This is a genomic window from Actibacterium sp. XHP0104 (assembly GCF_025751515.1).
GTDB lineage: Bacteria > Pseudomonadota > Alphaproteobacteria > Rhodobacterales > Rhodobacteraceae > Actibacterium_D.
Genome location: NZ_JAOWLE010000003.1, coordinates 228642 through 251301, shown reverse-complemented (window position 1 = coordinate 251301; position 22660 = coordinate 228642). Strand labels below are relative to the sequence as shown.

18 protein-coding genes are annotated in these 22660 nt (G+C 61.9%); 11 read left to right on the top strand and 7 right to left on the bottom strand.

Annotated elements, in window-relative coordinates:
- Positions 1–8: 8 nt before the first annotated feature.
- Entirely contained in the window at positions 9–1619 is a 1611-nt protein-coding gene (gene xrtD / locus OE856_RS07440; RefSeq protein WP_263715445.1) for a VPLPA-CTERM-specific exosortase XrtD, read from the bottom strand.
- 605 nt (positions 1620–2224) lie between these two features.
- Here xrtD and OE856_RS07435 point away from each other — a divergent pair.
- The 5 genes from OE856_RS07435 to OE856_RS07415 all read left to right on the top strand — a co-directional run bounded on the left by OE856_RS07435 (position 2225) and on the right by OE856_RS07415 (position 8758).
- The gene (locus OE856_RS07435) at positions 2225–2752 is read left to right on the top strand and encodes a VPLPA-CTERM sorting domain-containing protein (RefSeq protein WP_263715444.1); all 528 of its coding nucleotides are present in this window, start codon (positions 2225–2227) and stop codon (positions 2750–2752) included.
- A 417-nt stretch (positions 2753–3169) separates the two neighbouring features.
- Positions 3170–4039, top strand: a complete 870-nt coding sequence (locus OE856_RS07430) for a VPLPA-CTERM sorting domain-containing protein (protein ID WP_263715443.1) — start codon at positions 3170–3172, stop codon at positions 4037–4039.
- A gap of 156 nt (positions 4040–4195) precedes the next feature.
- A complete protein-coding gene (locus OE856_RS07425) occupies positions 4196–5929 on the top strand; it encodes a type I secretion system permease/ATPase (RefSeq protein ID WP_263715442.1) in 1734 nt (577 codons plus the stop codon).
- 2 nt (positions 5930–5931) lie between these two features.
- Positions 5932–7239 (top strand): HlyD family type I secretion periplasmic adaptor subunit, encoded by a 1308-nt coding sequence (locus OE856_RS07420; protein WP_263715486.1) that lies wholly within the window; start codon positions 5932–5934, stop codon positions 7237–7239.
- Between the two features lie 169 nt (positions 7240–7408).
- A complete protein-coding gene (locus tag OE856_RS07415) occupies positions 7409–8758 on the top strand; it encodes an efflux transporter outer membrane subunit (RefSeq protein WP_263715441.1) in 1350 nt (449 codons plus the stop codon).
- Between the two features lie 4 nt (positions 8759–8762).
- Here OE856_RS07415 and OE856_RS07410 read toward each other — a convergent pair whose 3' ends face one another.
- The 3 genes from OE856_RS07410 to OE856_RS07400 form a co-directional block, all read right to left on the bottom strand.
- Positions 8763–9389: a rhomboid family intramembrane serine protease gene (locus tag OE856_RS07410; RefSeq protein WP_263715440.1), complete on the bottom strand. Its 627-nt coding sequence runs from the start codon at positions 9387–9389 to the stop codon at positions 8763–8765.
- Positions 9390–9455: 66 nt separating this feature from the next.
- Positions 9456–10784: a hypothetical protein gene (locus tag OE856_RS07405; protein WP_263715439.1), complete on the bottom strand. Its 1329-nt coding sequence runs from the start codon at positions 10782–10784 to the stop codon at positions 9456–9458.
- A 91-nt stretch (positions 10785–10875) separates the two neighbouring features.
- The gene (locus OE856_RS07400; protein WP_263715438.1) at positions 10876–11487 is read right to left on the bottom strand and encodes a polysaccharide biosynthesis/export family protein; all 612 of its coding nucleotides are present in this window, start codon (positions 11485–11487) and stop codon (positions 10876–10878) included.
- Positions 11488–11766: 279 nt separating this feature from the next.
- Here OE856_RS07400 and OE856_RS07395 point away from each other — a divergent pair, with 279 nt between their 5' ends.
- The 3 genes from OE856_RS07395 to OE856_RS07385 all read left to right on the top strand — a co-directional run bounded on the left by OE856_RS07395 (position 11767) and on the right by OE856_RS07385 (position 13963).
- Positions 11767–11991: a hypothetical protein gene (locus tag OE856_RS07395; protein WP_263715437.1), complete on the top strand. Its 225-nt coding sequence runs from the start codon at positions 11767–11769 to the stop codon at positions 11989–11991.
- Positions 11992–12265: 274 nt separating this feature from the next.
- On the top strand, positions 12266–12907 hold the full coding sequence (locus OE856_RS07390) for a VPLPA-CTERM sorting domain-containing protein (RefSeq protein WP_263715436.1): 642 nt from the start codon (positions 12266–12268) through the stop codon (positions 12905–12907).
- Positions 12908–13018: 111 nt separating this feature from the next.
- Positions 13019–13963, top strand: a complete 945-nt coding sequence (locus tag OE856_RS07385; RefSeq protein WP_263715435.1) for a glycosyltransferase family 2 protein — start codon at positions 13019–13021, stop codon at positions 13961–13963.
- On the opposite strand, the gene OE856_RS07380 is transcribed toward OE856_RS07385, so the two are convergent.
- A complete protein-coding gene (locus OE856_RS07380) occupies positions 13960–14853 on the bottom strand; it encodes a glycosyltransferase family 2 protein (protein ID WP_263715434.1) in 894 nt (297 codons plus the stop codon). The genes OE856_RS07385 and OE856_RS07380 overlap by 4 nt on opposite strands.
- 295 nt (positions 14854–15148) lie before the next feature.
- Here OE856_RS07380 and OE856_RS07375 point away from each other — a divergent pair, with 295 nt between their 5' ends.
- On the top strand, positions 15149–16078 hold the full coding sequence (locus OE856_RS07375; protein ID WP_263715433.1) for a glycosyltransferase: 930 nt from the start codon (positions 15149–15151) through the stop codon (positions 16076–16078).
- Positions 16079–16209: 131 nt separating this feature from the next.
- Here OE856_RS07375 and OE856_RS07370 read toward each other — a convergent pair whose 3' ends face one another.
- On the bottom strand, positions 16210–18636 hold the full coding sequence (locus OE856_RS07370) for a tetratricopeptide repeat protein (RefSeq protein ID WP_263715432.1): 2427 nt from the start codon (positions 18634–18636) through the stop codon (positions 16210–16212).
- Positions 18637–18766: 130 nt separating this feature from the next.
- On the bottom strand, positions 18767–19456 hold the full coding sequence (locus OE856_RS07365; RefSeq protein ID WP_263715431.1) for a sugar transferase: 690 nt from the start codon (positions 19454–19456) through the stop codon (positions 18767–18769).
- 780 nt (positions 19457–20236) lie between these two features.
- On the opposite strand from OE856_RS07365, the gene OE856_RS07360 reads away from it, so the two are divergent.
- Positions 20237–21100, top strand: coding sequence for an ExeA family protein (locus OE856_RS07360; protein WP_263715430.1), 864 nt, complete (start codon positions 20237–20239; stop codon positions 21098–21100).
- A complete protein-coding gene (locus OE856_RS07355; RefSeq protein ID WP_263715429.1) occupies positions 21097–22650 on the top strand; it encodes a GumC family protein in 1554 nt (517 codons plus the stop codon). The genes OE856_RS07360 and OE856_RS07355 overlap by 4 nt, the downstream gene beginning before the upstream one ends.
- The last annotated feature ends 10 nt before the right edge of the window (positions 22651–22660 follow it).

The following is a 22660-nucleotide window of genomic DNA, read 5'->3' as shown; positions in this document are numbered from 1 at the left end:
TGTATCTGTCAGTCAATGCCCGGAACAAAGCGCGGCAGCCGGGTGATCAGGCCATCGGCGCTGTCGATCAGACGGGCCTCGGCATCGGCCAGCGATTCATCGGGGTCGATGGGGGTGATCAGGCGCACGATGGCACTGTCATTGCGGCCATTGGTGACCTTGCCCATCATCAGATGCATCTTGGCGCTGAACATCGACGCGGTGCGCACGCCCTGCTGTTCATACCAGTAATAGACCAGCATCCGGTCGACGCCTTTCTGGATGATCGCGCGGTTGAGGGTGAAATCCCCCCCGGCCCGCAACGCCAGATCGCGCGGGGCGTCGATCTGTTCCAGCTTGGCAATCTCCCAGCCGGCGCCGGGCAGGCAGACCTCGGGCGAATGCACGCCGCCACGATCCTGGTTCTTGTACCAGGCCATGAACAGGTCGACCGAGCGGTCGCTGCCGGGCTGGCGCAGGGTGGTGGCCAGATAGTCATCGGCGCCCAACACCCGCGCGACATCTTTTTCAAGCGCGATCGACTGACCCACGTTCCAGTCGCCCAAGGCGGTGGGGAACAGAACGAACGGGTCGCGGTCGACGCCCAGGGCCTGGCGCTGCGGCAGGAACTGCCAGGCTGCGGCCAGCCCCGCGGTCAGCACCGCCGCCGCGATCAGGGCGCCCGAGGCGCGGATCAGGAACACCCGCTTGGCCTGGGTGGCAAGGCCCTCGGTTTCCAGGTCCAGCGCCTCGATCAGGCTGACACGGTCACGCCGCAGCAGCACCAATACCCAGGCCAGCAGGAACAGGATCAGCACGCAGGCGATAAAGATCACCCAGCCTTCGAAGAAATGCGAAAAGCCCTCGACGTGGTCGAGGCCATAGTTGTTGACGATCACCCCGGCCAGCGCGATCCGCACCGAGTTCATGAACACCGTGATCGGCGCGGCCGACACCAGCAGGATCGCCTTGTGCCACATCGGGCCCTGATAGAGCACCGCGAAGATGTAGGAAAAGCTGAGGATCGGGAACAGGTAGCGCAGCCCCGAACAGGCCTCGGCCACTTGCAGCTTGTATACGCCCAGGTCGATGATGTTGCCTTCGAGGAACACCGGCACATGCAGCAGCTGCAGGAAATAGACGCCCAGTTCGGACGAGACGCCCTGCAGATAGGTCGACAGGCCGTAATACAGCGCGCCGGGCAGCGGCAGCATATAGACAAGGTGCACAACCGGCGGCCAGAAATGCCGCCCCGTGCGCCAGCCAAAGCTGATCAGCAACAGCGCGCCCACGCTAAGGATCAGCGCATAGGCGACGATGTCGTCGATCTCGATCATCTTGCCGCTGAAGCCCAGCGTCAGGGCCAGCACCAGCAGCACGATCCCCGGCCAGCGGTCGGGCACATCGCCATAGTTGATCGGCACGGTTTTCAGTTGGCGCAGAAACAGCAGCAGCGACAGAACCGGGATCAGCGGCCCGTGCGAATACTCGGGCTGTTGCCAGGCTTCGAACAGCTCGAAGATGCCTTCCTGGAAAAACACCCCCGCGGCCACAAGGGTAACGATCAGCCAAAAGATGCCCGGCGTCAGGCCAAGCTTGGCCAAGCTGTCCGTTTTGGTGACCTGGCTGGTATCCGTCATCTGTCAAAGCCCACTACTATCAACACCATTGCACCGCGAACCATGGGGCCGCAGCGGATCGGGATAACCGCCCGACACCCAATGAAACCCATTTTTGCGGGCTTTGACCAGTTGCCACCCAAGGTCTTGCTGCGGCCGATCGCGGAGCTGCGCTGCGGGGGTTTCGTTAAAGTGTATTAAAATCAAGGCAATGGGCTGATTTTCGGGGCGTTTTCGGGAGGGCGTCTGTCTTGGCAACAGGGGTCACGTTCGTGTCAGCGGCCTGTAGCTGTCATCAAATGGGCGACAATCAACCGCTCGGAGGCAAAGTGTTCATGTGCCGCCTGCCGCCTCGATTCGCAGTCGCGCCACAATTGTGCCACATTTCGATCTGCCCGCTGTTGCGCATTTGTGGTCAATGCCCTGAGATCGGACGGAAAAAACGGCCTATGAGGCAACATTGCTGGCAACCACAGGTAGAATATCTGCAAATTTACGAATGGGTCTTGGAATTTGTGGCGAAATTGTGGAAACAGGTCGGACGTATATCCGTAGTGTGCCGGATGATTCCGTCTGGCTGTTTACCTCATGGGTGGGGAAAAATGATTAAGTTGAAGCATTTTGTAGTGGCCGCTCTGCTCGGCCTGTTTGCTCAGACGGCCCAAGCGGCTTCGATCGGCATCTACGATGATGCTGCGGCCATGACCGGCCTGCGCGGCACCCTGACCTGCGATGCGGGCTGCGAAGTGCTGCTGCTGCAGCCCTCGACCTACAGCGCCACCGTTGGCCAGATCTTCACGGTTCATCCGCCCAACAAGGCGACCGAGCTGGCATTCGTGAACAACAACCTGGTTCCGGGCGACACCGCCTATACGTCCTACGTCAAGGATGAGAGCCCGAAGAGCGATTTCATCACCTCGGCGCTGTACATCCTGTTCAAGCTGGGTGGCGGCAACTCGGATGCCACGTTCCTGGTGCACAACACCTCGGGCGGCAATCTGGGCCTGACCTGGGCCCCGACCAAAGGCACGGGCAGCGGCCTCAGCCACACCTCGTCGTTTGGCGGCGCAACCATTCCGCTGCCGGCCTCGGGCCTGCTGCTGCTGGGCGCCATCGGTGGCCTGACCATCGCGCGCCGTCGCAAAGCCGCCTGAAACCAGGCGCATCCTGAATGATCGAGGGCGGGCAGAGATGCCCGCCCTTTTCGCATTCCACCTGCCCGAATCGCACCACGCTTTTTCATGCCCGACCGCGCCGCGAGGCATCTTGTGAACCTTGTGAACAGTGTGTTTCGACAGGGCGCTCAGTCTTGTCTGGGTGACTGCCCGGCCGATGATGCAAGGCACAAGCCCGGACCCATCTGGCCCTAAGGGTATGAAATTAAGGCTATAATATGGCTATATCTGGGCGCAAACAGCATCACCGCGCACGCCACAAGAGGCCGGGGGTCGGCAAAGAATGATGTGCGGTACGCCTCGCAAACGCACAGAATTCATTAACTTTTTCTGAAATTTCGGGTAGTGTGGTTTGGTAATTGTAATCTTGTCCTTTCTTACCAAGCGGGGGAATTCATGAAACATCTTCTTCTTGCTGCCGCATTTGCCGTTGGTTCGGCTGCGTCGGCTCTTGCATCGCAAATCGGCACCGCGAACGTGGTGTTCATCGTCGATGAATCGGGCTCCATGGGTGGTGAACACGCCTTCCTGGAACAGATCATCCCGGATCTGAACAACGCGCTGGCCGCCGAAGGCATCACCACCACCTTTGGTGTCGTGGGCTTTGGTGACGCGAACCACGTGCCGCGCACGGTGCGCACTCTGGGTGACGCCACCACCACGGCGACCAACCTGGAAAACGACCTGCGTCTCGATGGCTTTCTCGAGGATGGCTATGCCGGCATGACCTACGCGATGAACGCGTTCAACCTGGATGCCGATGCTGTCAACTTTATCCTGGTCACCGACGAAGACCGTGACGACATCGGTGGCGCCTATGCCGGCATCACCTATGCCAGCATGCTGTCGGCCCTGTCCGGTTCGAACATCGTGCTGAACGCCGTCGTCAACAACTGGTTGTATCATTCCGACCAGACTACCCGTGTGATCGGCGTGAACGACGAGGGCGAGGCCTATGCGGCCGATGGCTCGGGCGGCTTTACCAAGTCTGCTGGCGGCATCATTTCTAACATTGATGATGGAAATACCAAGCAGGACTACTCGCTGCTGGCCACTGCAACCGGTGGCGCCGTGTGGGACCTGAACCTGCTGCGCTCGGGCGGCCTGCTGGCTGAATCGTTCGCTGCGGCCTTCATCGACATCAAGGTGCAGGAAATCAAGGACCAGATCGGCGGCACCATTCCGCTGCCTGCGGGTGGGGTTCTGCTGCTGACCGGTATCGCGGGCTTTGGTGCCCTGCGTCGCCGCAAGCACGCAACCGCCTGATCGCGATCACAGCTTAATGACAACGGCGGCCTTCGGGTCGCCGTTTTCTTTTGCGCAAAGAAGCGCACAACATCGGGCCGGTTTTACAAATTGTTTCCATTCCCGTCCTAAATGATATTTCTAGAGCGGTAGTAGCGCGTAAAGGAACCGACACACATGAGCCCTCAAAGCCCGCAAGGACCGGCCGAGCTGATAGCCGCGCGCAAAAAAGGGATGGTTTTGCTGGTTTGGGCCTTTGTCTTCAGCATCTTCGTCAACCTTCTGATGCTGACCGGCCCGCTTTACATGTTGCAGGTTTATGACCGCGTTCTGGCGTCGCGCTCTGTTGAAACGCTGGTGGCGCTGTCGGTGCTGATCACGGCCCTGTATGGCCTGATGGGTATGCTTGATTACGCCCGTGGCCGCGTCATGGCCCGCGTCGGCGCCCGCTTCCAAAGCGAACTTGACGCCCGCGTGTTCGAGGCTTCGCTGCGCCGCTCGAACGATCCCAAGGATCGCCCGATCTCTACCGCCGCCCTGCGCGACCTGGATGGTATCCGCGAGATGTTTACCTCGCCCGTGCTGCTGGCGGTGATGGATATGCCCTGGTCGCCGCTCTTTATCGCTGCGATTTTCATGTTCCACCCGGCCATGGGCTGGCTGGCAGTCGGCGGTGCGGCGGTGATCGTCGTGTTGGCGCTGAGCAACCAGATCCTGACCCAAAAGCGCGTGCGCTCGGCCCAGATCGCGACGCAAAAGACCCATGCCTTTGCCGATCAGGCCCGTCTGGGCAGCGAAGTCGTGCTAAGCCAGGGTCTGCGCAGCAACATGCTGCACCGCTATCTGCATCTGCGCAACGCCGCGCTGCGCGACAATATCGCCGCCGCCGACTGGACCGGCAGCTTTGCCTCGGTGACCAAATCGTTTCGCCTGTTCCTGCAGTCGGCGATGCTGGGCGCGGGCGCGTATTACGTCATCCAGGGCCACCTGACCGGCGGTTCGATGATCGCCGGGTCGATCCTGCTGGGCCGCGGCCTGGCCCCGATCGAACAGGCCATGGGCAACTGGCCGGTGCTGCAAAAGGCCCGCGCGGGCTGGCAGTCGCTGTCGTCATACCTGTCTGCCGTACCGCCGATGCCCCACCGCACCGAGCTGCCCAAACCCAAGGCGCATCTCAAGGTCGCGAACCTGACCGTTTTGCCGCCGGGCACCCGCACGCCGACGCTGCGCAGCCTTAGCTTTACGGTCGAGCCGGGCCAGGCCCTTGGCGTGATCGGGCGCAGCGGGTCGGGCAAATCGACCCTGGCGCGGGCGCTGTCGGGCTATTGGCCGCTTGCCGGGGGCGAGGTGCGCCTGGGCGGCGCCACGCTTGACCAGTATGACCCCGAACATCTGGGCCGCCATATCGGCTATCTGCCGCAATCCGTGACGCTGTTTTCCGGCACCGTGGCCGAAAATATCGCGCGCATGTCGCCCAACCCCGACGCCCGTGCGGTGATTGAGGCGGCAAAGCGGTCGAATGCCCATGACATGATCACCCATCTCAGCGATGGCTATGACACCTTTATCGACGGCAATGACAACACACTGTCGGGCGGCCAGCGTCAGCGTATCGCCCTGGCTCGCGCGCTGTATGACGACCCGGTTCTGCTGATCCTGGACGAGCCGAACTCGATGCTCGACTCCGAGGGCTCGGTCGCTCTGAACAATACCGTGCGCGAATTCAAGACGCTGGGCCGCTCGGTCATCGTGATGACCCACCGCCCGCAGGCGATCGCGGAATGCGAGATGCTGTTGGTGCTGGATCGCGGCGTCGTCGCGGCCTATGGCCCGCGTGACGAGGTGCTTGAAAAGACAATTTCGAACGTGCATCCGGTGCGCAAGTCGCTGGGCAGAAAGGTGGCACAGTGACGATGATCAGCAACCAGACCGCGCCGCGCTGGCCCGCCACCGTGCCGCTGGCAACCGGGATGTTCGCCCTTGTTCTGCTGATTGGCGGCCTGGGCGTCTGGTCGGTCAAGGCCACGCTGGCCGGGGCGGTGATGGCCTCGGGCATGGTGCAGGTGGAAAATAACCGCCAGGTCATTCAGCACCCCGACGGCGGTGTCGTGGGCGAGATTCTGGTCAAGGACAGTGATGTCGTCGAGAAGGGCGACGTGCTGATCCGGCTTGACGGTCGCCGCCTGCAGTCAGAGCTAAGCATCATCGATGGCCAGCTCTATGAAATCGACGCCCGCAAGGCCCGCCTGGTTGCCGAGCGCGACGATACCGAAACGGTGGCCTTTCCCGATTATCTGGTCGAGCTGTCCGAAACCAATGCCGAGATTCAGCAATTGCTGCGCGGCGAGTCGTCGCTGTTTCAGGCCCGCCGCGAGGCGCTGGGGCAGGAATACAGCCTGCTTGAAGAGCGCAACACCCAGATCGAAAACCGCAGCAACGGCATTAACGCCCAGCTCGAGGCGATGCGCACGCAGGCCGATCTGGTGAAATCAGACCTCGAGGATCAACAGCGCCTGCTGGCCCGGCAACTGACCCAGGCCGCCCGCGTCAGCGAGCTGTTGCGCGAACATGCCGACCTGCTGGGCCAGATCGGCCGGATGGAGGCCGACCTGGCCGCCATCAAGGGGGAGGCCGCCAGCAACGACATCGCTCTGTTGCAGTTGCAGGCGCGCCGCCGCGAAGAGGCCGTGACCCGCCTGCGCGACCTGCAATTCCGCGAGATCGAGCTGTCGGAACGCCAGATCTCGCTGCAAGACACGCTGTCGCGGCTGGATATCCGCGCCGCAACCGGCGGCGTTGTCTATGGGCTTCAGGTTTTCGCGGTGCAGTCGGTCGTGCAGCCCGCCCAGCCGCTTTTGTACATTATCCCGCAAGATCAACCGCTTGTGGTTTCGGCCCGGGTTGAATCCCTGAACATCGACGAGGTCTATGTCGGGCAAGAGGCCTCGCTGCGCTTTCCGGCCTTTGATCAGCGCGAGATCCCCGAAATCAAGGGCCACGTCACCCGCATCTCGGCCGACGTGCTGACCGATGAGGCCACCGGCGCCAGCTATTACTCGGCCGAAGTGGTGCCAGACACCGAGGAAATGACCAAGCTGGGGAACCACAACCTGCTGCCCGGCATGCCGGTTGTCGTCTACATCAAGACCGGCGATCGCACCCCGCTGGCCTATCTGGTCGAGCCTATGACCGTGTTTTTCGACCGCGCCATGCGCGAATGACCCGCGGCCAAGGTGGCGCAACCGCGCAACAGCTGGCGGCGCGATAAGCGCGACGGCAAGAGAAATGGAAATCGCGCGAAAAATCTGCTAAGAAAAAGAAAAGGTTCCGACCATGCCCGCGCCAACAAGAGTGCGGCACCGGGGCCGAGAGGCAGAAAAGAGCAACACCATGCGCATCGTCCATATTGCTTGGATGGCCGCCATCCTCTCCGGCTGTTCGGTCGGCGTGGAAATGGCCGAGCCGCAGATCGACCTTCCCGATCGCTATTCCCTGGTTGCCCCGATTACGGCGCCCGCGACCGCTGACATCGAGTGGTGGCGCAATTTCAATGACCCGGTGCTTGATCGCCTGGTTGCCCGCGCGCTGTCCGACAGCCTGACCATTACCCAGGCCGCCGCCCGGCTAAGCGAGGCCGAGGCTATCGCGCGCCGCGACGGGATTAGCGTGACCGGGCAGGGCGAGGTCGAGGCCTCTAGCACCACGGGCGGCACCGAACAGCGCCAGATCGGGCTGGCCGCGCGCATCGGGCTGGACAACAAATGGCGCAAACGCGCCGCGCAGCAACGGCTCGAGGCCGAACTGGTTAACGAGACCGAGGCCCGCCGCGCCGTTCTGGCCGAACTTAGCCGCGCCTATCTGGAACTGCGGTATTACCAGCGCCTGCATCAGACCCGCGAAGAAGACCTGCGATCGCGTCGGGTGACGCTGCGCGAGGTCAAGGAACAGCTGGATGCCGGTGCCGCGACGCAGCTGGACGTGGTGCGTGCCGAGGCCCTGGTGGTCGAAACCCGCAGCCAGACACCGGGTATCGCCGCCAATATCATTCGCCAGCGCAATCGTATCTCGACCCTGCTGGGTGCCCCGGTTGGCATGCTGGACATCAACCTGGATTATGCCGGCCTTCAGCCCACGCCCAAACGCGTGGCGGATCTTGGCGTGCCGGCTGACCTGCTGCGGGCCCGCGGCGACATCCGCCGGGCCGAGCTGCTTTATGCCGCCGCGGTGTCGAGCATCGGCGTGGCCGAGGCCGCACGCTATCCCAGCCTGTCGCTCAGCGGTCTGATCACCGCCCCGCTGAAAGGCGGATCGGCCAGCGAAAGCATCTCTGCCGGCCTGTCGGTGCCGGTGTTCAACCAGCCTGCCCTGGCTGCCTCGGCCGAGGCCGCGCATCACAGTGCCCAGGGTGCCTATATCCAATGGCAGCGCGCGGTTCTGACGGCGATCGAAGAGGTCGAAAATGCCATGGCCGCGCTGCAAAGCGCGCTGCGCACCACCAAGGAAACCCGCGAACTGGTCGCGCTGAACACCGAGGCGCTGAAACTGTCGCGCGAGCTGCTTGAATCGGGCGGGCCGATCACGGTTCTGGATGTGCTGGATCGCGAGCGCGCCCTGTCGGATGCCCGCGCCCAGCATGCCCGCAGCCTGCGTGACCAGGCGGTCGAATATGTGAACCTGCGTGTGGCGCTGGGTGAGGGCCATGCCGTCAGCCGAGCGACCGAGGCCCCGGCCGAAAACTAAGATCTCAGGCCTGTGGCCTTGCCCATAGCGGCAGGGCCACAAGCGCGCCGCCGACGAACCCGCCCAGATGGGTTTCCCAGGCCAACATGCCGCCGGTCGCGAAATACATCACCACGTTCAGCACCACCAACAGGCCCACCGGCATCAACAGCCCGGTGATCACCTGGCGTCGGTCCAGGCGCTGATCCAGCGCATTGCGAAAATCCCAGATGATCCAGGCGCCGGCCAGCCCGAACAGCGCCCCCGAGGCGCCCACCATCGGCTGGATCGCGTCCGAGAACAGCGCGAACCCGACGCCGCCCGTCAGCATCGAGGCGACATAGATCGCCCCGAACCGACGCCCCCCGCCGCGAGTGATGATCTCTTTGCCCAAAGACAGCAATGTCAGCATGTTGACGGTCAGATGCGCCCAGCCCGCATGCAGAAAGGCATAGGTCACGAACATGGCAAAGGGCTGAGCCGGATAGTTGGGGCGCCAGCCTTCGACCAGCAGCCCGCGCCAGAACGCGGCATGCTGATAGAGCCACGGCCGCCACCAGCGCGCGCCCCACAGGTTGAGATCGGCGCCGACCAGGGCCAGCTCTATCAGGATGCACAGGGCTGCGATCACCAAAAGAATCGCCGGCGGCATGGTCCACCGGCGCCTCTGGTCAGGCTGGTCAGGCATGTCTGGCGTCAGATCCGGCCCGGGCACGGATCAGTGGAACACCGTAAAGCTGCGCCCGATGCCGACATAGACGGTGGTCGAATCGGCCTTGCCGACAAGGTCTTCGTCGCGCACGCGATAGGTAACGCCCGCGTTCAGATCCCAGTCAGAGGTCAGCGCATAGCTATAGTTCAGCGACAGATCGGTGCGGGTTGAATCGTTCGAACTGCCCGTGTTGTCGAACATGGCGTAGGACGCGTTGAAGCTCAGGCTCGACAGATCGTTGATCGAATGGGTGTAGCCCGCGCCAATGGTCGTCGCGATCCGGTCGCTGTCATCGCTGGCGGTGCGCACGTCGCGATTGAGGCGCAGGTTCATGCTACCGGTGGGCAGGTCGTTCTGCCAGCGCACGCCGCCGATCAGCTCGGACCCGGTGCCGGAAAACTTGGTCACGCCCAACGACGTTTCCAAAGAACCGGCCGGCAGGGTCATCTCGCGGCTGAAGCGCAGCGTGTTGCGTTCGCCGTCTTCCTTTTGGGTCGAAGCGAAGGTGGCGCCGGCAGTGCCGTTCGCCATGTCGATTTCGTACCCCGCGCGGAAAACCGGGCCGGTCGTGGTGGTGGTAACGCCCGATTCCGTGGTCTCGATCTCGGTATAGCCGATGCTGACATCGGCGCGCGAACGGGCCGACAGGGCATAGTTCAGGCCGACATCGACCTGGGTCGTGTCACGCTCGGTATTGTCGATATCGTCTGCCTCGTAGCGGGTAAAGCTGAGGCCGACATTGGCGGTGGCCACCTCGTTCAGCTCGATCGAGCTGCCGGCGGAAATCTTGCTGCGACGGAAATCGTTCAGGCCACCCGAGGTGACGTCCTGATAGCTGACATCCTTGTGCGACAGGTCGAGGTTGAAACCCAGCGGCGCGTCGATTCCGGTGCGCAGCGAGGCCGACATATCCAGATCGTTTCGGGTGCCGCCGCCATACAGGTCTTCGGCATCCGAGGGCAGGATCAGCACGCCGTTCGCATCAACGAAATCGCTGAGCGGCCGCAGGAAGGTCACGTCATCCTCGCGATAGCCGATGTTGGTGGTCAGTTTCGAATCGACCCCTTCCAGCGCATAGCGCAATGTCACGCGCGGCTCGACCAGACCCAGCTGGGTGTCGCTGCCCGCGGGCACGTTGCCCTCGCGATACTTGGCCGAGGCGTTTAGCGACAAGCTTTGCGTGGCGGTCTCAGAGCTGAACGCATACCCCAGCGTCGTGGTCGCCAGTGTGGTGTCGCCCTCGCTGGGAATTTCAAGCCCCAGGTTCGAACTGCTTTCCAGCCGCTGATCGAAGGTGAAGGTGCTGCTAATGGCAGAAGGTTCCTGTGCGGACACAGGAACCCATGCAATTGCAGTGCTGCCGAGCGCCGCGGCGCCCCATACCAGATGTTTTTTCAACACAGCCCCCTTGGCGGGTTATCGTTGACTACTCGAAGAGGCGCCGCTGCGGCACGACGATGATGTCGCCGGTGCTCAGAACAGTGGTGCCGATGCTGGAGGTACCAGCCAGAATTGCGTCGTAGTTGACCTTGTACACCTGCTCGGTGTTCGACTTGTCGGTGCGGCGCAGCTGAATGCGCTTTTTCGCGGCGAATTTCGAGAACCCGCCAACCTGGGCCAGCGCCTGCAGCAGCGTGGTGCCCGACTCGAGCTCGACCACACCGGGTTTGCCAACTTCGCCCATCACATAGACCCGCACCTTGGGCGCGACATAGGAGCCCGACGATTTGGCGGCGCCCAAGCTGCGCAGCGACACGAACACGGTGGGTTTCGCGGCGAAATTCGGGGCCAGACGGTCGGTGACGTTGGCGCGCACCTGGTCGATGCTCAGGCCGCCGGCCTGCACCGTGCCCGCCAGCGGGATCGAGATGCTGCCATCGGGCAGAACCAGCGCCTCGCGGTTGAGGTTGCTATCCTCAAGCACCTCGATGCGCAGCACGTCGCCGGACTTGATGCGATAGGCATCCTGCGCGGCAGCAACCGTAACGGTCAGCGGCAGAATGAGAAGTGCGGCGAGAATTTGGACGATCCGTTTCATGGCAGTCTCTTTTCAAACGTTTGCTGGTGAGCCCCGCCGCAGAGGATAATGAGCAATCGGCAGTAATTAAAGAAAAACCTTCAAAGGCATGGGGCTTATGGGTTTTCGCGGATGCGACGTGCCGCCCTTGCAACAGTGCAGACCCCGGTTTTCGCGGCATCGTGCAAGGTTTTGTCTACCGTTGAGTGCCACAATTGTGCCATGATTCGGCCTGAGGTTGCGCAATATCCGTTGCTAGAATGATCGTAAGGGCCGGAAAACACGGGAAAGGCACGGGTCATGATCGCCATCATCGCGCTGGGCATCGTTGTTAGCTCACTGTCATCTGTGGTTGCATTGATCATGGGGCAAACGGTGCTTGCCGCCTTTGGCATCTATGTCCTTGCTGGCGTGATCTGGGTAATTTTCGGCTTTATTCTTAGGGTTTCGGTTTGTTTTCTTACCCAACGGCTGCGCTCGGGCGGCCTGATCGCCGTGCCCGAAGGCGCCGCTCAGAATCACTGAAAATCCAACAAATCCTAACGAATCGCAGGTGCGTGACCGGCCCTATTTTGGGATGATCTCGCCCGTTCGGGGATATTATGGTGTGTCTGGCGGCGCGGTTGCCGCCGAAATGCACGCTTGGGTTGAAAATGTGGCGACATAACGGCATTTATTTGCAAAAGCTGTTTGTCCAGTCGAAACCTTAATGTATTCTTTAGCCGAGTGCTGATTTTCACGCTTGGGTACTATTGCCAGGCTGGACACGCAGCCCAGTCGTATTTGTAAGGAGATTAAAATGAAGCTGAAAGTTGCAATTGGTGCAGCACTTACCTCCCTGGTCCTCGCGACCACGAGCCATGCTGCCAGCCTGTCTATTGTCGGGGGCTCTGCCGGGGTTCTTCCGGTTGAAAGCCTGACTGTTGAGGGATATGACCCGACGCCGGCCGTTCCCGGTGTTAGCGCTGGTGATGCGATCACCACCTTTACCGGTGCCGAACTGGCCGGTGGCTTTGGCCTCATGATGGATGTAGCCGCCTCGCTGAAGTACACCTTCCTTGGTAAAGAAGCGAATGCTGAAAACCTGGCCGTCGCGCTGTCGAACGGCATGACGCTCAGCAACAAAGACGCTGCCGGCACCTCGATTTCGGCTCCGGACGATGGCGGTATCGTGGATTTCTATTTCCAGACCACCTTCAAGCTGAGCGGTGCTTCCTACACCATCACCAACGGCGTAGGGTCGACCCTGGATAAACTGCGTATCGCGTTCATTCAGGAAGACAGCAAGAACGTGCTGGCCTTCTTTGGTGATGGCCGCCAAGACCTCGACTATGACGACATGGTGATCCGCATCTCGATCGTGCCGCTGCCCGCTGGTGGCCTGCTGATGCTGAGCGCCCTGGGCGGTTTCGCTGCCCTTCGCCGTCGCAAGAAAGCCTGATCCTCACCGGATCGGATGAACATGTGAAAGGGGGCCCTGCGCCCCCTTTTGCTTTGCCCGGACCGCCGCTAACCTGCGCGCAACACCCGGTCGCAACAGCAAAGACAAGCCATGCCCAGAATTTCCGTGATCATGCCGGCCTATAATGCCGAACAGTTCATCGGCGAGGCCATCCAGGGCATCCTTGATCAAACCTATGACGACTTTGAATTCCTGATCCATGACGACGGCAGCAGCGACGCCGGCTATGACGTGGCCCGCACCTATGCCGAACGCGACCCGCGCATCGTGCTGACCCGGTCGGAAAACAAGGGCGTATTCGCCACCCGAAACGAGATGATGTCGCGCGCCACAGGGGAATACCTGGCGGTGATGGATTCCGACGATATCGCGCTGCCCGACCGCTTTGCCCTGCAGGTGGCATTTCTGGATGCGCATCCCGATCACGTCTGTGTCGGTGGCCAGTGGGAACTGATGGACGAAGACGGCGCGCCGCTGGGCCCCGGCTGGTTCGCCACGCGGCACGAAACCATCGACGCGCGCAACCTGTCGGGCCGTGTGAACATGGTGCATCCGGCGGCGATGGTGCGGCGGTCGGCGATGGAACAGATCGGCGGCTATGACGGCACGCTGCGCTCGTCGGGCGACCTGGACCTGTGGCTGCGCCTGGCCGAGATCGGCAAGATCGCCAACCTGCGCGAGATCGTGCTGCGGTATCGGCTGAGTTCGACCAGCATCAGCTCGACCCGGCGCGAGGAACAGGCCGCCAATGCCCGCCGTGTCTGCCAGGCCGCCTGGGAACGCCGCGGGATCAGCGGGCAGTTCGACCCCGCCGGCAAGGCCGCGATGCATGATGGCGCCTCAAACGAGGCGCGGCGCGCGCTGGCGCTGCGCTATGGCTGGCTGGCCTGGACAAACAACCACCGCGCCAGCTGGTGGAAATACGCCACCCGCGCCCTGCGGGCTGGGCCGCTGTCGCGTGATGCGTGGCGATTGATGGTTGTGGGCGCGCTGAAACGGCCCGGATCGGTGCAGAAACTGGCGCCCGAGGCCTAGTGGCCGCGCAAGGCGCAGACGGCCAAAGACCAGCTAGCTTTACGGAACGGCGCGCGGCCTAGCTCGCGCAGGGCATAGTGCCGCGCCGTGGCCGGGTTGCCGCCATGCAGCGCCCACCACCCCCATTTCGCGAACAGCGACAGGCCCGCGCCGGGCTGCGATGGTTCGGGTTGGGGAAGGGTGAATTCCAGCCCGCGACGTGCGGCGGCATCGCGCGCGGCGGTCCAGGCCGACAGCTTTTGCCGGTCGCGCTTGCTGTTGCCGATGCTTTCGGTGTGCATCCGGTAATACAGCCCGACATCGGGCAAGTTCGCCAACTGTCCGACCTCGGCCAGACGCAGCCAGAAATCGACATCCTCGGCATGAACGTAATCGGGGCGATAGCCGCCGATCTCTCGCGCTGCCTCGGCCCGGATCATCGTCGACGGGTGCCAAAGCCCGGCCTTGGTTTCCAGCCCCATCGCATCGATCCCGGCATGATCTTGCGGCAGCGGCAGAACACAGATCCGCCGGTCGGCATCGTCGATCAGCATCGCCTGCATCCCCACGGCGGCGTGGCCGGGATGGGCATCCAGAAACGCCACCTGCTTGGCAAAGCGGTCGGGGGTGCAGATGTCATCGGCATCCATCCGGGCGATATAGTCGCCTTGGGCCAGATCCAGCCCCTCGTTCAGGGTGGCGATCAGCCCCTTGTTGGGCCGCGACACCACACGCAGCCGGGCATCCCGCGCGGCCATCTCATTCAGGATATCGAGCGTGCCGTCGGTCGATCCGTCATCAATGGCGATGCACTCGAAATCGGCAAAGCCCTGGGCCAGAACGCTGTCGACCGCCGGCCGCAAATAGCGCTGGGCGTTATAGGCCGGAATGATAACAGAGACCTTGGGCATGGGTGCCTCGTGCTGGGCTGTTCAAACTGGCGCGACAATAACCGCCCCTCCGCCGCAAAACGAGACCGCCACGGCGACTTTCCGGATAATTTTTAGAACCCGGTGCGGACCGTTGAGTTATTTAGACGATCTCAATCGCGGGCTATGATCCCGGGACAGATCTAGACGGTTAATCACCGAAACGGGGGCGCAGGCGGTCGCGATTTAGCCGGGCGTTTGGGCCGAAATACGCCCATAAGGCTGTGCACATATACTCGAAGCCGTTATGCTTGTGCAGCAAATGAACGAGTAAGAAATGTCTACAGATAGTCCAACAGAAATTTCGGTGGTGATCCCATCTTATAATGGGGCCGATACGCTTGATCGTTGTCTTTCCACGGTTGCTTCTGTGCAAAAGCCCGAGGGTGCGATCGAGTTTCTGCTCGTAGACAATGCCAGCACCGACGAAACCGTGACGATCATGAAACGCCATGCCGAAGGTCTGGGCGCAACGGTGCTGCACCAACCCCTGAGCGGCAAATCGCACGCGCTGAACCTTGCGCTTTCGCATGCGCGCGGCGAATTCGTTGTGTTCTGGGATGATGATGTTCTGCCAGAGCCAGGCTGTTTGCGGGCCTATGTTCAGGCGGCGCGGAGTCACCCGGATATCACTCTTTTTGGTGGTCAGATAAGGCCTGAATGGGTTGGAAAAAAGCCGCAGCGCTGGCTGGTCTTCCTGACGGATATCGGAAAGTCATGGGGCTGCACGCGGCTGAACCGCCCGCAAGAGGAGATGGTGTTTTCCGACGTCAAAGGCGGGAACATGATGGTCCGACGTGCGGATCTGGGCACGATCCGCTTTGACACCGAAGAGCTGAATTACGCAGGAACAGGTATCGCAGGTGGTGGCGAGGATACCGGTTTTGCCGGCAGCGTCAGCGCCAAGGGCGGGCGGCTGTTATACGTGCCTGATGCCTGTGTGAAGCATATGATCCAGCCCGACGAGATGACCCGCCGCGCGGTATTTCGGCGCTACTATAGGATCGGCCGTTCCAACATCGCCCGATCTGGCGAGGGTGCCGATCCGGTGACGCTAAGAGATTGGTTCGTAACGGCACAGATATTGCTGGCTGCGGTTTATTTCAGCGTCACTCTGAGGCCGAAGGTGGCCGCGCGAAGAATGGTAAGCGGCGCGATGAAGATGGGCGAAGTTCGCGCGCGCCGTGAGATGACCACAAAGCCCTGACAACAGTTTGAAAACCGTGTCGCCTGTCTCCTCTCAACGAGGCGGCGACATGTTCTTTGGCGTGTGCCGGGGATTGTTCGGGCGGCATCACCGACACTGACATGCACGCCAATGCCCGTGATTGACCAGAGTTACTGATCGGCCAGATCTTTCAGAACCTCGCGGGCGTGATCCATCTGCGGCAGCGGGATCTCTCCGCCGATTTCCAGTGCGCGTTCCAGCTGGGCTTTCGCCTCGTCGGTGCGATTGACGGCCAGATAGGCCATTCCCAGATGGTATTGCACCAGCGGATCGCGCGGCAGGCCTTCGGCGGCGGGTTCAAGGTTTTCGACCGCCTCTTGATAGTTGCCGCGGCGGTATTCGATCCAGCCATAGGTATCTTGCAGCGGCGGCAGTTCCAGCCCGCGCAGGCGGCGGGCGATGGCAAAGGCGCGTTCCAGGCTGGCGTCGTCATCGCGATGGGTGCTGATCAGGCTGGCCAGGTTGTTGGCCACGACCATGTTGTTGCTGTTCTCGGCGTAAAGCTCTTCGTAGATCGCGATAGAGCCCTCAAAGTCGTGCATCCGTTCCAGCCGCTCGGCCTTGAGCAGGCGCGCGTTCAGCGCCTTGGGGTTCTTGGCGATTTGTTCATCGACCAGCGCGGCGGCCTCGTCGGTGCGGCCCTGCGCCACGAGAAACGCGTTCAGCGTGCGCAGCACCTTGTCTTCGCCGGGGAACTGATCCAGCAATCCGCGGTAGATCGCCTCGGCCTGGTCGGTTTCGTTGTTCAGCACGTGCAGACCGGCGCGCAGGAAGCGCAGGTCGGGGTTGGCCGGATCCTTGGCCAGACGTTCGTCGATCAGCTTGACCGCCTCTTCCTGGCGCCCGGCGCGCAGCTGGCTTTGCAGCAGCGGCACGATGGTCGACAGGTTGGCCTCGTCTTCCTTCACCAGACCTTCGAGATAGGCGATCGTGTCGTCGACGCGTTCCTGCTCGAGCATCATGCCGGTTTCGATCGCGGTGGCAGATTGCAGCGCGTCGGGCGTGTCGATCGCCTTGAGCTTCCAGATGATGCGCTGGGTCTCGTTCCAGTTCTTGGTCGCGACATGCAGCCCGGCCAGGGTGCGCAGCAGCAGCACGTTATCGGGCGCCTGCAACAGCGCGTCATCCAGAACGGCGCGGGCGGCATCGGTGCGGTCCTGCGCAACCAGATGCAGTGCATAGCGCAGCGATTCCGCTGGGGCCTTGTTCGACACCTCGACCGCCAGCGCATAGCGTTCGCCGGCCAGTTCACGGTCGCCGGAGCGTTCATGGGCCTGCGCCATCAGGGTCATGATCATCGGGTCGCGCGGCGCCTGGGCCAGCGCGGTGCGCAGGTCGACGATCGCGTCGCCGGTGCGGTCATCCTCGATCATCCAGGCCGCGCGCATCTTCAGCGCCTCGACATGGCTGGGATCGTCACGCAGCACCTCTTCGACCTCGGCGCGGGCGCCGACCACGTTGTCGGTGCCGGTCAGCATTCGCGCCAGCACCACCTTGGCATCGCGCAGCGCCTCGGACGGGGCAGCGGTCGAGGTCAGCGTTTGCAGGCTGGTGATCGCCTTGTCGGTATCGCCAGCATCGAAATCCATCGAGGCGCGGATCACGATGAACCGGGTCGGGTCGTCGGATTCGTTGATCAGGCGCTCCAGCTCTTCGCGGGCGGCATCGTCGCCGCGGGTGGCGCGCACGAATTGCAGAACGGTGATCTTGCGCGCGATATCGGCGTCGGGCCGATTGGCCAGCTCTCGCAGAAAGGCCTCGGCACCCGCATGGTCATCCTGTGTCAGGAACCACGAGATCATAAAGCCCTGAACCTTTTCATCCTCGGGAAAGCGCTCGACCATGTCGCGCAGCGCGTCGCCCAGGGCGGGCTGGTTGTCCTGACGCAGCAGGATGCGCAGCTTGGCCTCGTGCAGGTCATAGGAATCGGGTTCCAGCTTCAGGCCGTCTTCCAGCACGGGCAGGGCGGCCTGAAGGTCACCGATATTGAACAGATAGTCGATCAGGATGCGGCGCGGGATGGTCGAGTCGGGTTTCTCGGCCACCAGCGCGCGGGCCAGGTCGGCCTGTTGCGACGCCGCGACCGGGTTCGAATCCCGTTGGGCCTTGGCGTAATCCAATGCGTTCACCACGATCCGGGCCCGCAGGTTCTCGGGCTCGAGCTCCAGCGCGCGGCGGCCGTGGCGTTCGGCCTCTTCCCAGTTCAGCATGCTGATCGCCATCTCGGCCAGTTCGATCCGGGCCTCGAACGTGTCAGGATATTGCTCGACCACGCGCAGATACTGGCCAAAGGCTTCGGCAATGTGCCCGTTTCCCTTGATGGTGCGGGCATAGGTCAGGCGGGCGTCCTTGTGCTGGGGGTTCAGCTTGAACACGTTGCGGAACTCGACCAGTGCACGGCTGACGTCACCCTTTTCCAGCAGCTCGATACCGGTTTGATAATGCCGCTCGGCGCGCTCTTCGGAATCCTCGCATCCGGCCGTCAGCAACGACGCAGAGAGAAGAAGGGCGGCAAGTCCGGCTTTGGCAAAACGCATGATCTGATCCTGATACTGTCTGTGCGCCGGCGCAGGGCGGCGGCGACTTGGATATTTCATGACATTGGGGCAAAAATTAAGCGCCCGCGCAAGCCGCGCGAACGCTTTTGTGTGCATACTCGCGGTTTGTTCAGCACCCGGTGCCGCGAATGACAACCCCAACGGTGGCCGCAAGGACCGACACGTCGGTCTTGAAGCTGACGGTTTCGTAATAGTGGCTGTCGAACTCGGCGCGTGCGGCGAACGAGGTCTGGTTGCGATCCGAGATCTGCCAGAAACCGGTCAGGCCCGGACGCAGGGCGTAATAGGCGAAACCCGGATAAAGCGCGCACTGGCTGGGCATCATCGGACGCGGGCCGACCAGGCTCATGTCGCCACGCAGCACGTTCCACAGTTGCGGCAGCTCATCCAGCGAGGTCTTGCGAAGGACGGCGCCGATGCCGGTGATACGCGGATCGTTGCACAGCTTTTGCTTCTCGTTCCACTCTTTGCGGGCCTCGGGGTTGCGATCGAGGTAACCCTCGAGCAGCTCGTCGGCGTTCTTTACCATCGAGCTGAGCTTCCACATGGTGAAGGTCTCGCCATGACGGCCGACACGCTTTTGGGTGTAGAACGGGTTGCCGCCAACGCGCAGAAATACCGCGAGGGCCAGCAGGGCCACGACCGGCACCACGAACGGGGCGGCCATCAGCACCAGCGCAACATCAATCACACGCTTGACGCGATTGCGATAGACGCCGGGGGTGGACAGGACGGAAACGAACTTCGCGTTATGCGGAAGGGTAAAGTCTGGAGAAAAGTCAGTTCGGTGGGCGGTCATAATAAATCTCTCACCATCAATTTAACATCCGGAACCGGCGCACCAGTTACGCACGATCTACTCAAAACCTGTTCAGCCTCGAACCACTTGTCCGGGGCCGCCTATATACTGCCCTGTGAATTATCTTCAGCATCTCCGCTGCCAGACTCAAAACTGGATCGCGGAAACTGTTTTATTAACTGAACCTTAACATCTCCGGCCGGGCCTCCACAACGATTTCTGTCTTTTGTGGGGCAAATCTATGGCTGGCCCTGCGATTCCGCCCGGGAATCGGTATTATTGTTGTCTGATCGGCGACAATGGGGCCGAATCGGACCAATAATTGCGCAAACATGCATTCAAACTGTCCTTAAACCGCGAACAGCGCGCCCAATCGCCGTTTATTGATGCCCGATTGCTTCGATTCGGGCGCGATTCGGGGCAAGAGGGCTGGTGTTGCTGCATTCTTGCCTTATTTTTCATCCAAACTTTAAGACAAGGCCTCAATTCTGACATCCCGGGTTGATCAGTGACGAGGCCGTTCGAGGCAACCGGCCCGCAATCTTGCGGCAAGGAGCAGACCAGGTGAACGAGCGCGCGAAGATATTGTCTATTCCGCTGGTCCTGCGCCAGCACCATCGCATCGGCGCCGCCCCTGAACCGGTGCCCATGCCGGCGAAAGAGAGCGTGGAGGCCAAGCTTCCCATGATATTCAGAGGTAAGAGGTTTCGCCACGAGCCCGCGCCCCAGGGCGCGACCAAGCCCATGGCAGGTAACAAGGAATCGGGATACACCGAAAACATGGCAAGCCGCTTAGATATATACACACAGTATTTTGGCCTGCTGCACCGCCCGTTCTCGTTGCAGCCCGATCCTGATTTTCTGTACTGGTCGCCCTCGCATTCGCGGGCCTTTGCCATGCTGGAATACGGCATCCTGACCGGCGCCCCGATCACGCTGATCACGGGCGAGGTTGGCGCCGGCAAGACGACGTTGCTGCAATACCTGCTGCGCAACATGGAAGATGACGTAAAGGTCGGCCTGATCTCGAACGCGCACGGGTCGCGCGGGGAGCTGCTGCGCTGGGTTCTGATGGCGCTGGATCAGCCCGCCTCGCCCGATGCGACCTATGTCGACCTGTTCGACGAGTTCCAGAAATACCTGATCGAGGAATATGCCGCCGGTCACCGGGTCATCCTGATCTTTGACGAGGCGCAGAACCTCAGCCGCGAGTCGCTGGAAGAGCTGCGGATGTTCACCAACATCAACGCCAACAAGGACGAGCTGCTGCAACTTGTGCTTGTGGGCCAGCCAGAGCTGCGCGACATCGTGCGCCGCGACGACCTGCGCCAGTTCGCCCAGCGTGTGGCGGCCAGCTTTCACCTGTCGGCCATGGATCGCCAGACCGTCACGGCCTATATCGCGCACCGCCTGAAAACCGCCGGCGCCGAGCGCAACCTGTTTCACGAGGCTGCCTGCGAATTGATCTATCAGGTCACAGGTGGCGTGCCGCGTCTGGTCAACCAGCTATGCGACCTTGCAATGGTCTACGCATTCTCGAAGAATCAAAAAACTGTCACGCTGGTCACGGTTCAGGAAGTCCTGGATGATGGGGCCTTTTTTGGCGCGGGCGCTTTCCGTCAAGAGGACGAACCGACTAAATGACCGTCGATCTCAAGTTCTATTTTTCCCTGTTTCTTCGTCGCCTGCACTACTTTCTGGTCATCGCGCTTGCCGTGGCCGGTGTCGGGCTGACCATCGCCTATACGCTGCCCCCCGAATACCGGGCCGAGGCCACCTTGCTGGTCGAATCGCCGCAGATCCCGGATGATCTTGCCGCCTCTACCGTGCGGGCCGGCACGCCCGAGATCCTGCAGATCATTCGCCAGCGCCTGCTGACCCGCGCCAGTCTGCTGGAGCTGGCCAACGATTTTGACATTTATGCAGAGCGCCCCGGTATCAACCCCGATGCGATCGTCGCAGATATGCGCAATCGGATCGATTTCTCGATGCCCAACCGCCGGCGCGAGGCCGCGTCTTTCGTGAACGTGTCGTTCCAGGCCTCTAACGCCCGCATGTCGACCGAGGTTACCAACGAACTGGTGACGCGTATCCTGCAGGAAAACGTGGCCCTGCGCACGCAGGTGTCGGGCCAGACGCTGCAATTCTTTGAACAAGAAGTCGAGCGGCTGGACCGCGAGATGGGCGTGCAGGGCGCCAAGATCCTGGAATATCGCCTGCAGCACCAGAATGCCCTGCCCGACAGCCTGGATTACCGCCGCACCCGCCAGGCCTCTTTGCAGGAACGCAGCCTGCAGATGGACCGCGAACTGGCCAGCCTTCGCGACCGCCGCGCCCGCATGGTGGAACTGTATGAACAGACCGGGCGCTCCGACCTGAACGGCGACAACCTGTCGCCCGAGGAAAAGCGCCTGCAACAGCTGCGCGATCAGCTGGCCTCGGCGCTGGTTCTCTATTCCGAGCAGAACCCCAACGTGCGCACCCTGCGCGCCCAGGTCGAGGCGCTTGAGGCCCAGGTCATGGCCCGTCGCAGCGCCGGTACCGCCGGGGGCGAGAACCTGTCGGCCTTTGAATTGCAGCTGGCCGATATTGACGGCCAGGTCGATTTCATCGTCCAGCAGAAAACCATCGTCGAGGGCGAACTGGACGAACTGGCCAAGTCGATCGAGGAAACGCCCAAGAACGCGGTGACCCTGGGGTCGCTAGAGCGCGATTATGACAACCTGCGCACCCAATATACCCGCGCCACCGCCGACCTGGCCGCCGCTCGCACCGGTGACCAGATCGAGGCTCAGTCGCGCGGCCAGCGGATCTCGGTCGTCGAACAGGCCACCGTGCCGCGCAAACCTTCTGCTCCCAACCGCAAAAAGATCGCCGCCGCCAGTGTTGCGGCTGGCGTCATGCTGGGGCTGGGCTTTATCGCGCTGCTGGAATTCCTGAACTCGTCGGTGCGCCGCCCGGCCGATATCAGCAGCCACCTGGGCATCGCGCCCTTCGCGACCATTCCTTATATTCGGACGGGGCGGCAGATGATGCTGCGCCGCACCATCATTCTGGTCGCGCTGGCGACGGTGGCCATTGGCCTGCCACTGGTGCTGTACCTGCTGCATGTCTTTTACCTGCCGATGGATCTGCTGATCCAGAAGGTCTTGGACAAAAGCGGTATTTCCGGCCTGATCGACAGTTTGCGCTAAGGGGTTTTTG

What these genes read in the sequence shown, in the direction of transcription:
- xrtD (WP_263715445.1), bottom strand. Translation starts at nt 1,619, where the DNA reads ATGACGGATACCAGCCAGGTCACCAAAACGGACAGCTTGGCCAAGCTT.
- OE856_RS07430 (WP_263715443.1), top strand. Translation starts at nt 3,170, where the DNA reads ATGAAACATCTTCTTCTTGCTGCCGCATTTGCCGTTGGTTCGGCTGCG.
- OE856_RS07425 (WP_263715442.1), top strand. Translation starts at nt 4,196, where the DNA reads ATGAGCCCTCAAAGCCCGCAAGGACCGGCCGAGCTGATAGCCGCGCGC.
- OE856_RS07420 (WP_263715486.1), top strand. Translation starts at nt 5,932, where the DNA reads ATGATCAGCAACCAGACCGCGCCGCGCTGGCCCGCCACCGTGCCGCTG.
- OE856_RS07415 (WP_263715441.1), top strand. Translation starts at nt 7,409, where the DNA reads ATGCGCATCGTCCATATTGCTTGGATGGCCGCCATCCTCTCCGGCTGT.
- OE856_RS07410 (WP_263715440.1), bottom strand. Translation starts at nt 9,389, where the DNA reads ATGCCGCCGGCGATTCTTTTGGTGATCGCAGCCCTGTGCATCCTGATA.
- OE856_RS07400 (WP_263715438.1), bottom strand. Translation starts at nt 11,487, where the DNA reads ATGAAACGGATCGTCCAAATTCTCGCCGCACTTCTCATTCTGCCGCTG.
- OE856_RS07395 (WP_263715437.1), top strand. Translation starts at nt 11,767, where the DNA reads ATGATCGCCATCATCGCGCTGGGCATCGTTGTTAGCTCACTGTCATCT.
- OE856_RS07390 (WP_263715436.1), top strand. Translation starts at nt 12,266, where the DNA reads ATGAAGCTGAAAGTTGCAATTGGTGCAGCACTTACCTCCCTGGTCCTC.
- OE856_RS07385 (WP_263715435.1), top strand. Translation starts at nt 13,019, where the DNA reads ATGCCCAGAATTTCCGTGATCATGCCGGCCTATAATGCCGAACAGTTC.
- OE856_RS07380 (WP_263715434.1), bottom strand. Translation starts at nt 14,853, where the DNA reads ATGCCCAAGGTCTCTGTTATCATTCCGGCCTATAACGCCCAGCGCTAT.
- OE856_RS07375 (WP_263715433.1), top strand. Translation starts at nt 15,149, where the DNA reads ATGTCTACAGATAGTCCAACAGAAATTTCGGTGGTGATCCCATCTTAT.
- OE856_RS07370 (WP_263715432.1), bottom strand. Translation starts at nt 18,636, where the DNA reads ATGCGTTTTGCCAAAGCCGGACTTGCCGCCCTTCTTCTCTCTGCGTCG.
- OE856_RS07365 (WP_263715431.1), bottom strand. Translation starts at nt 19,456, where the DNA reads ATGACCGCCCACCGAACTGACTTTTCTCCAGACTTTACCCTTCCGCAT.
- OE856_RS07360 (WP_263715430.1), top strand. Translation starts at nt 20,237, where the DNA reads ATGGCAAGCCGCTTAGATATATACACACAGTATTTTGGCCTGCTGCAC.
- OE856_RS07355 (WP_263715429.1), top strand. Translation starts at nt 21,097, where the DNA reads ATGACCGTCGATCTCAAGTTCTATTTTTCCCTGTTTCTTCGTCGCCTG.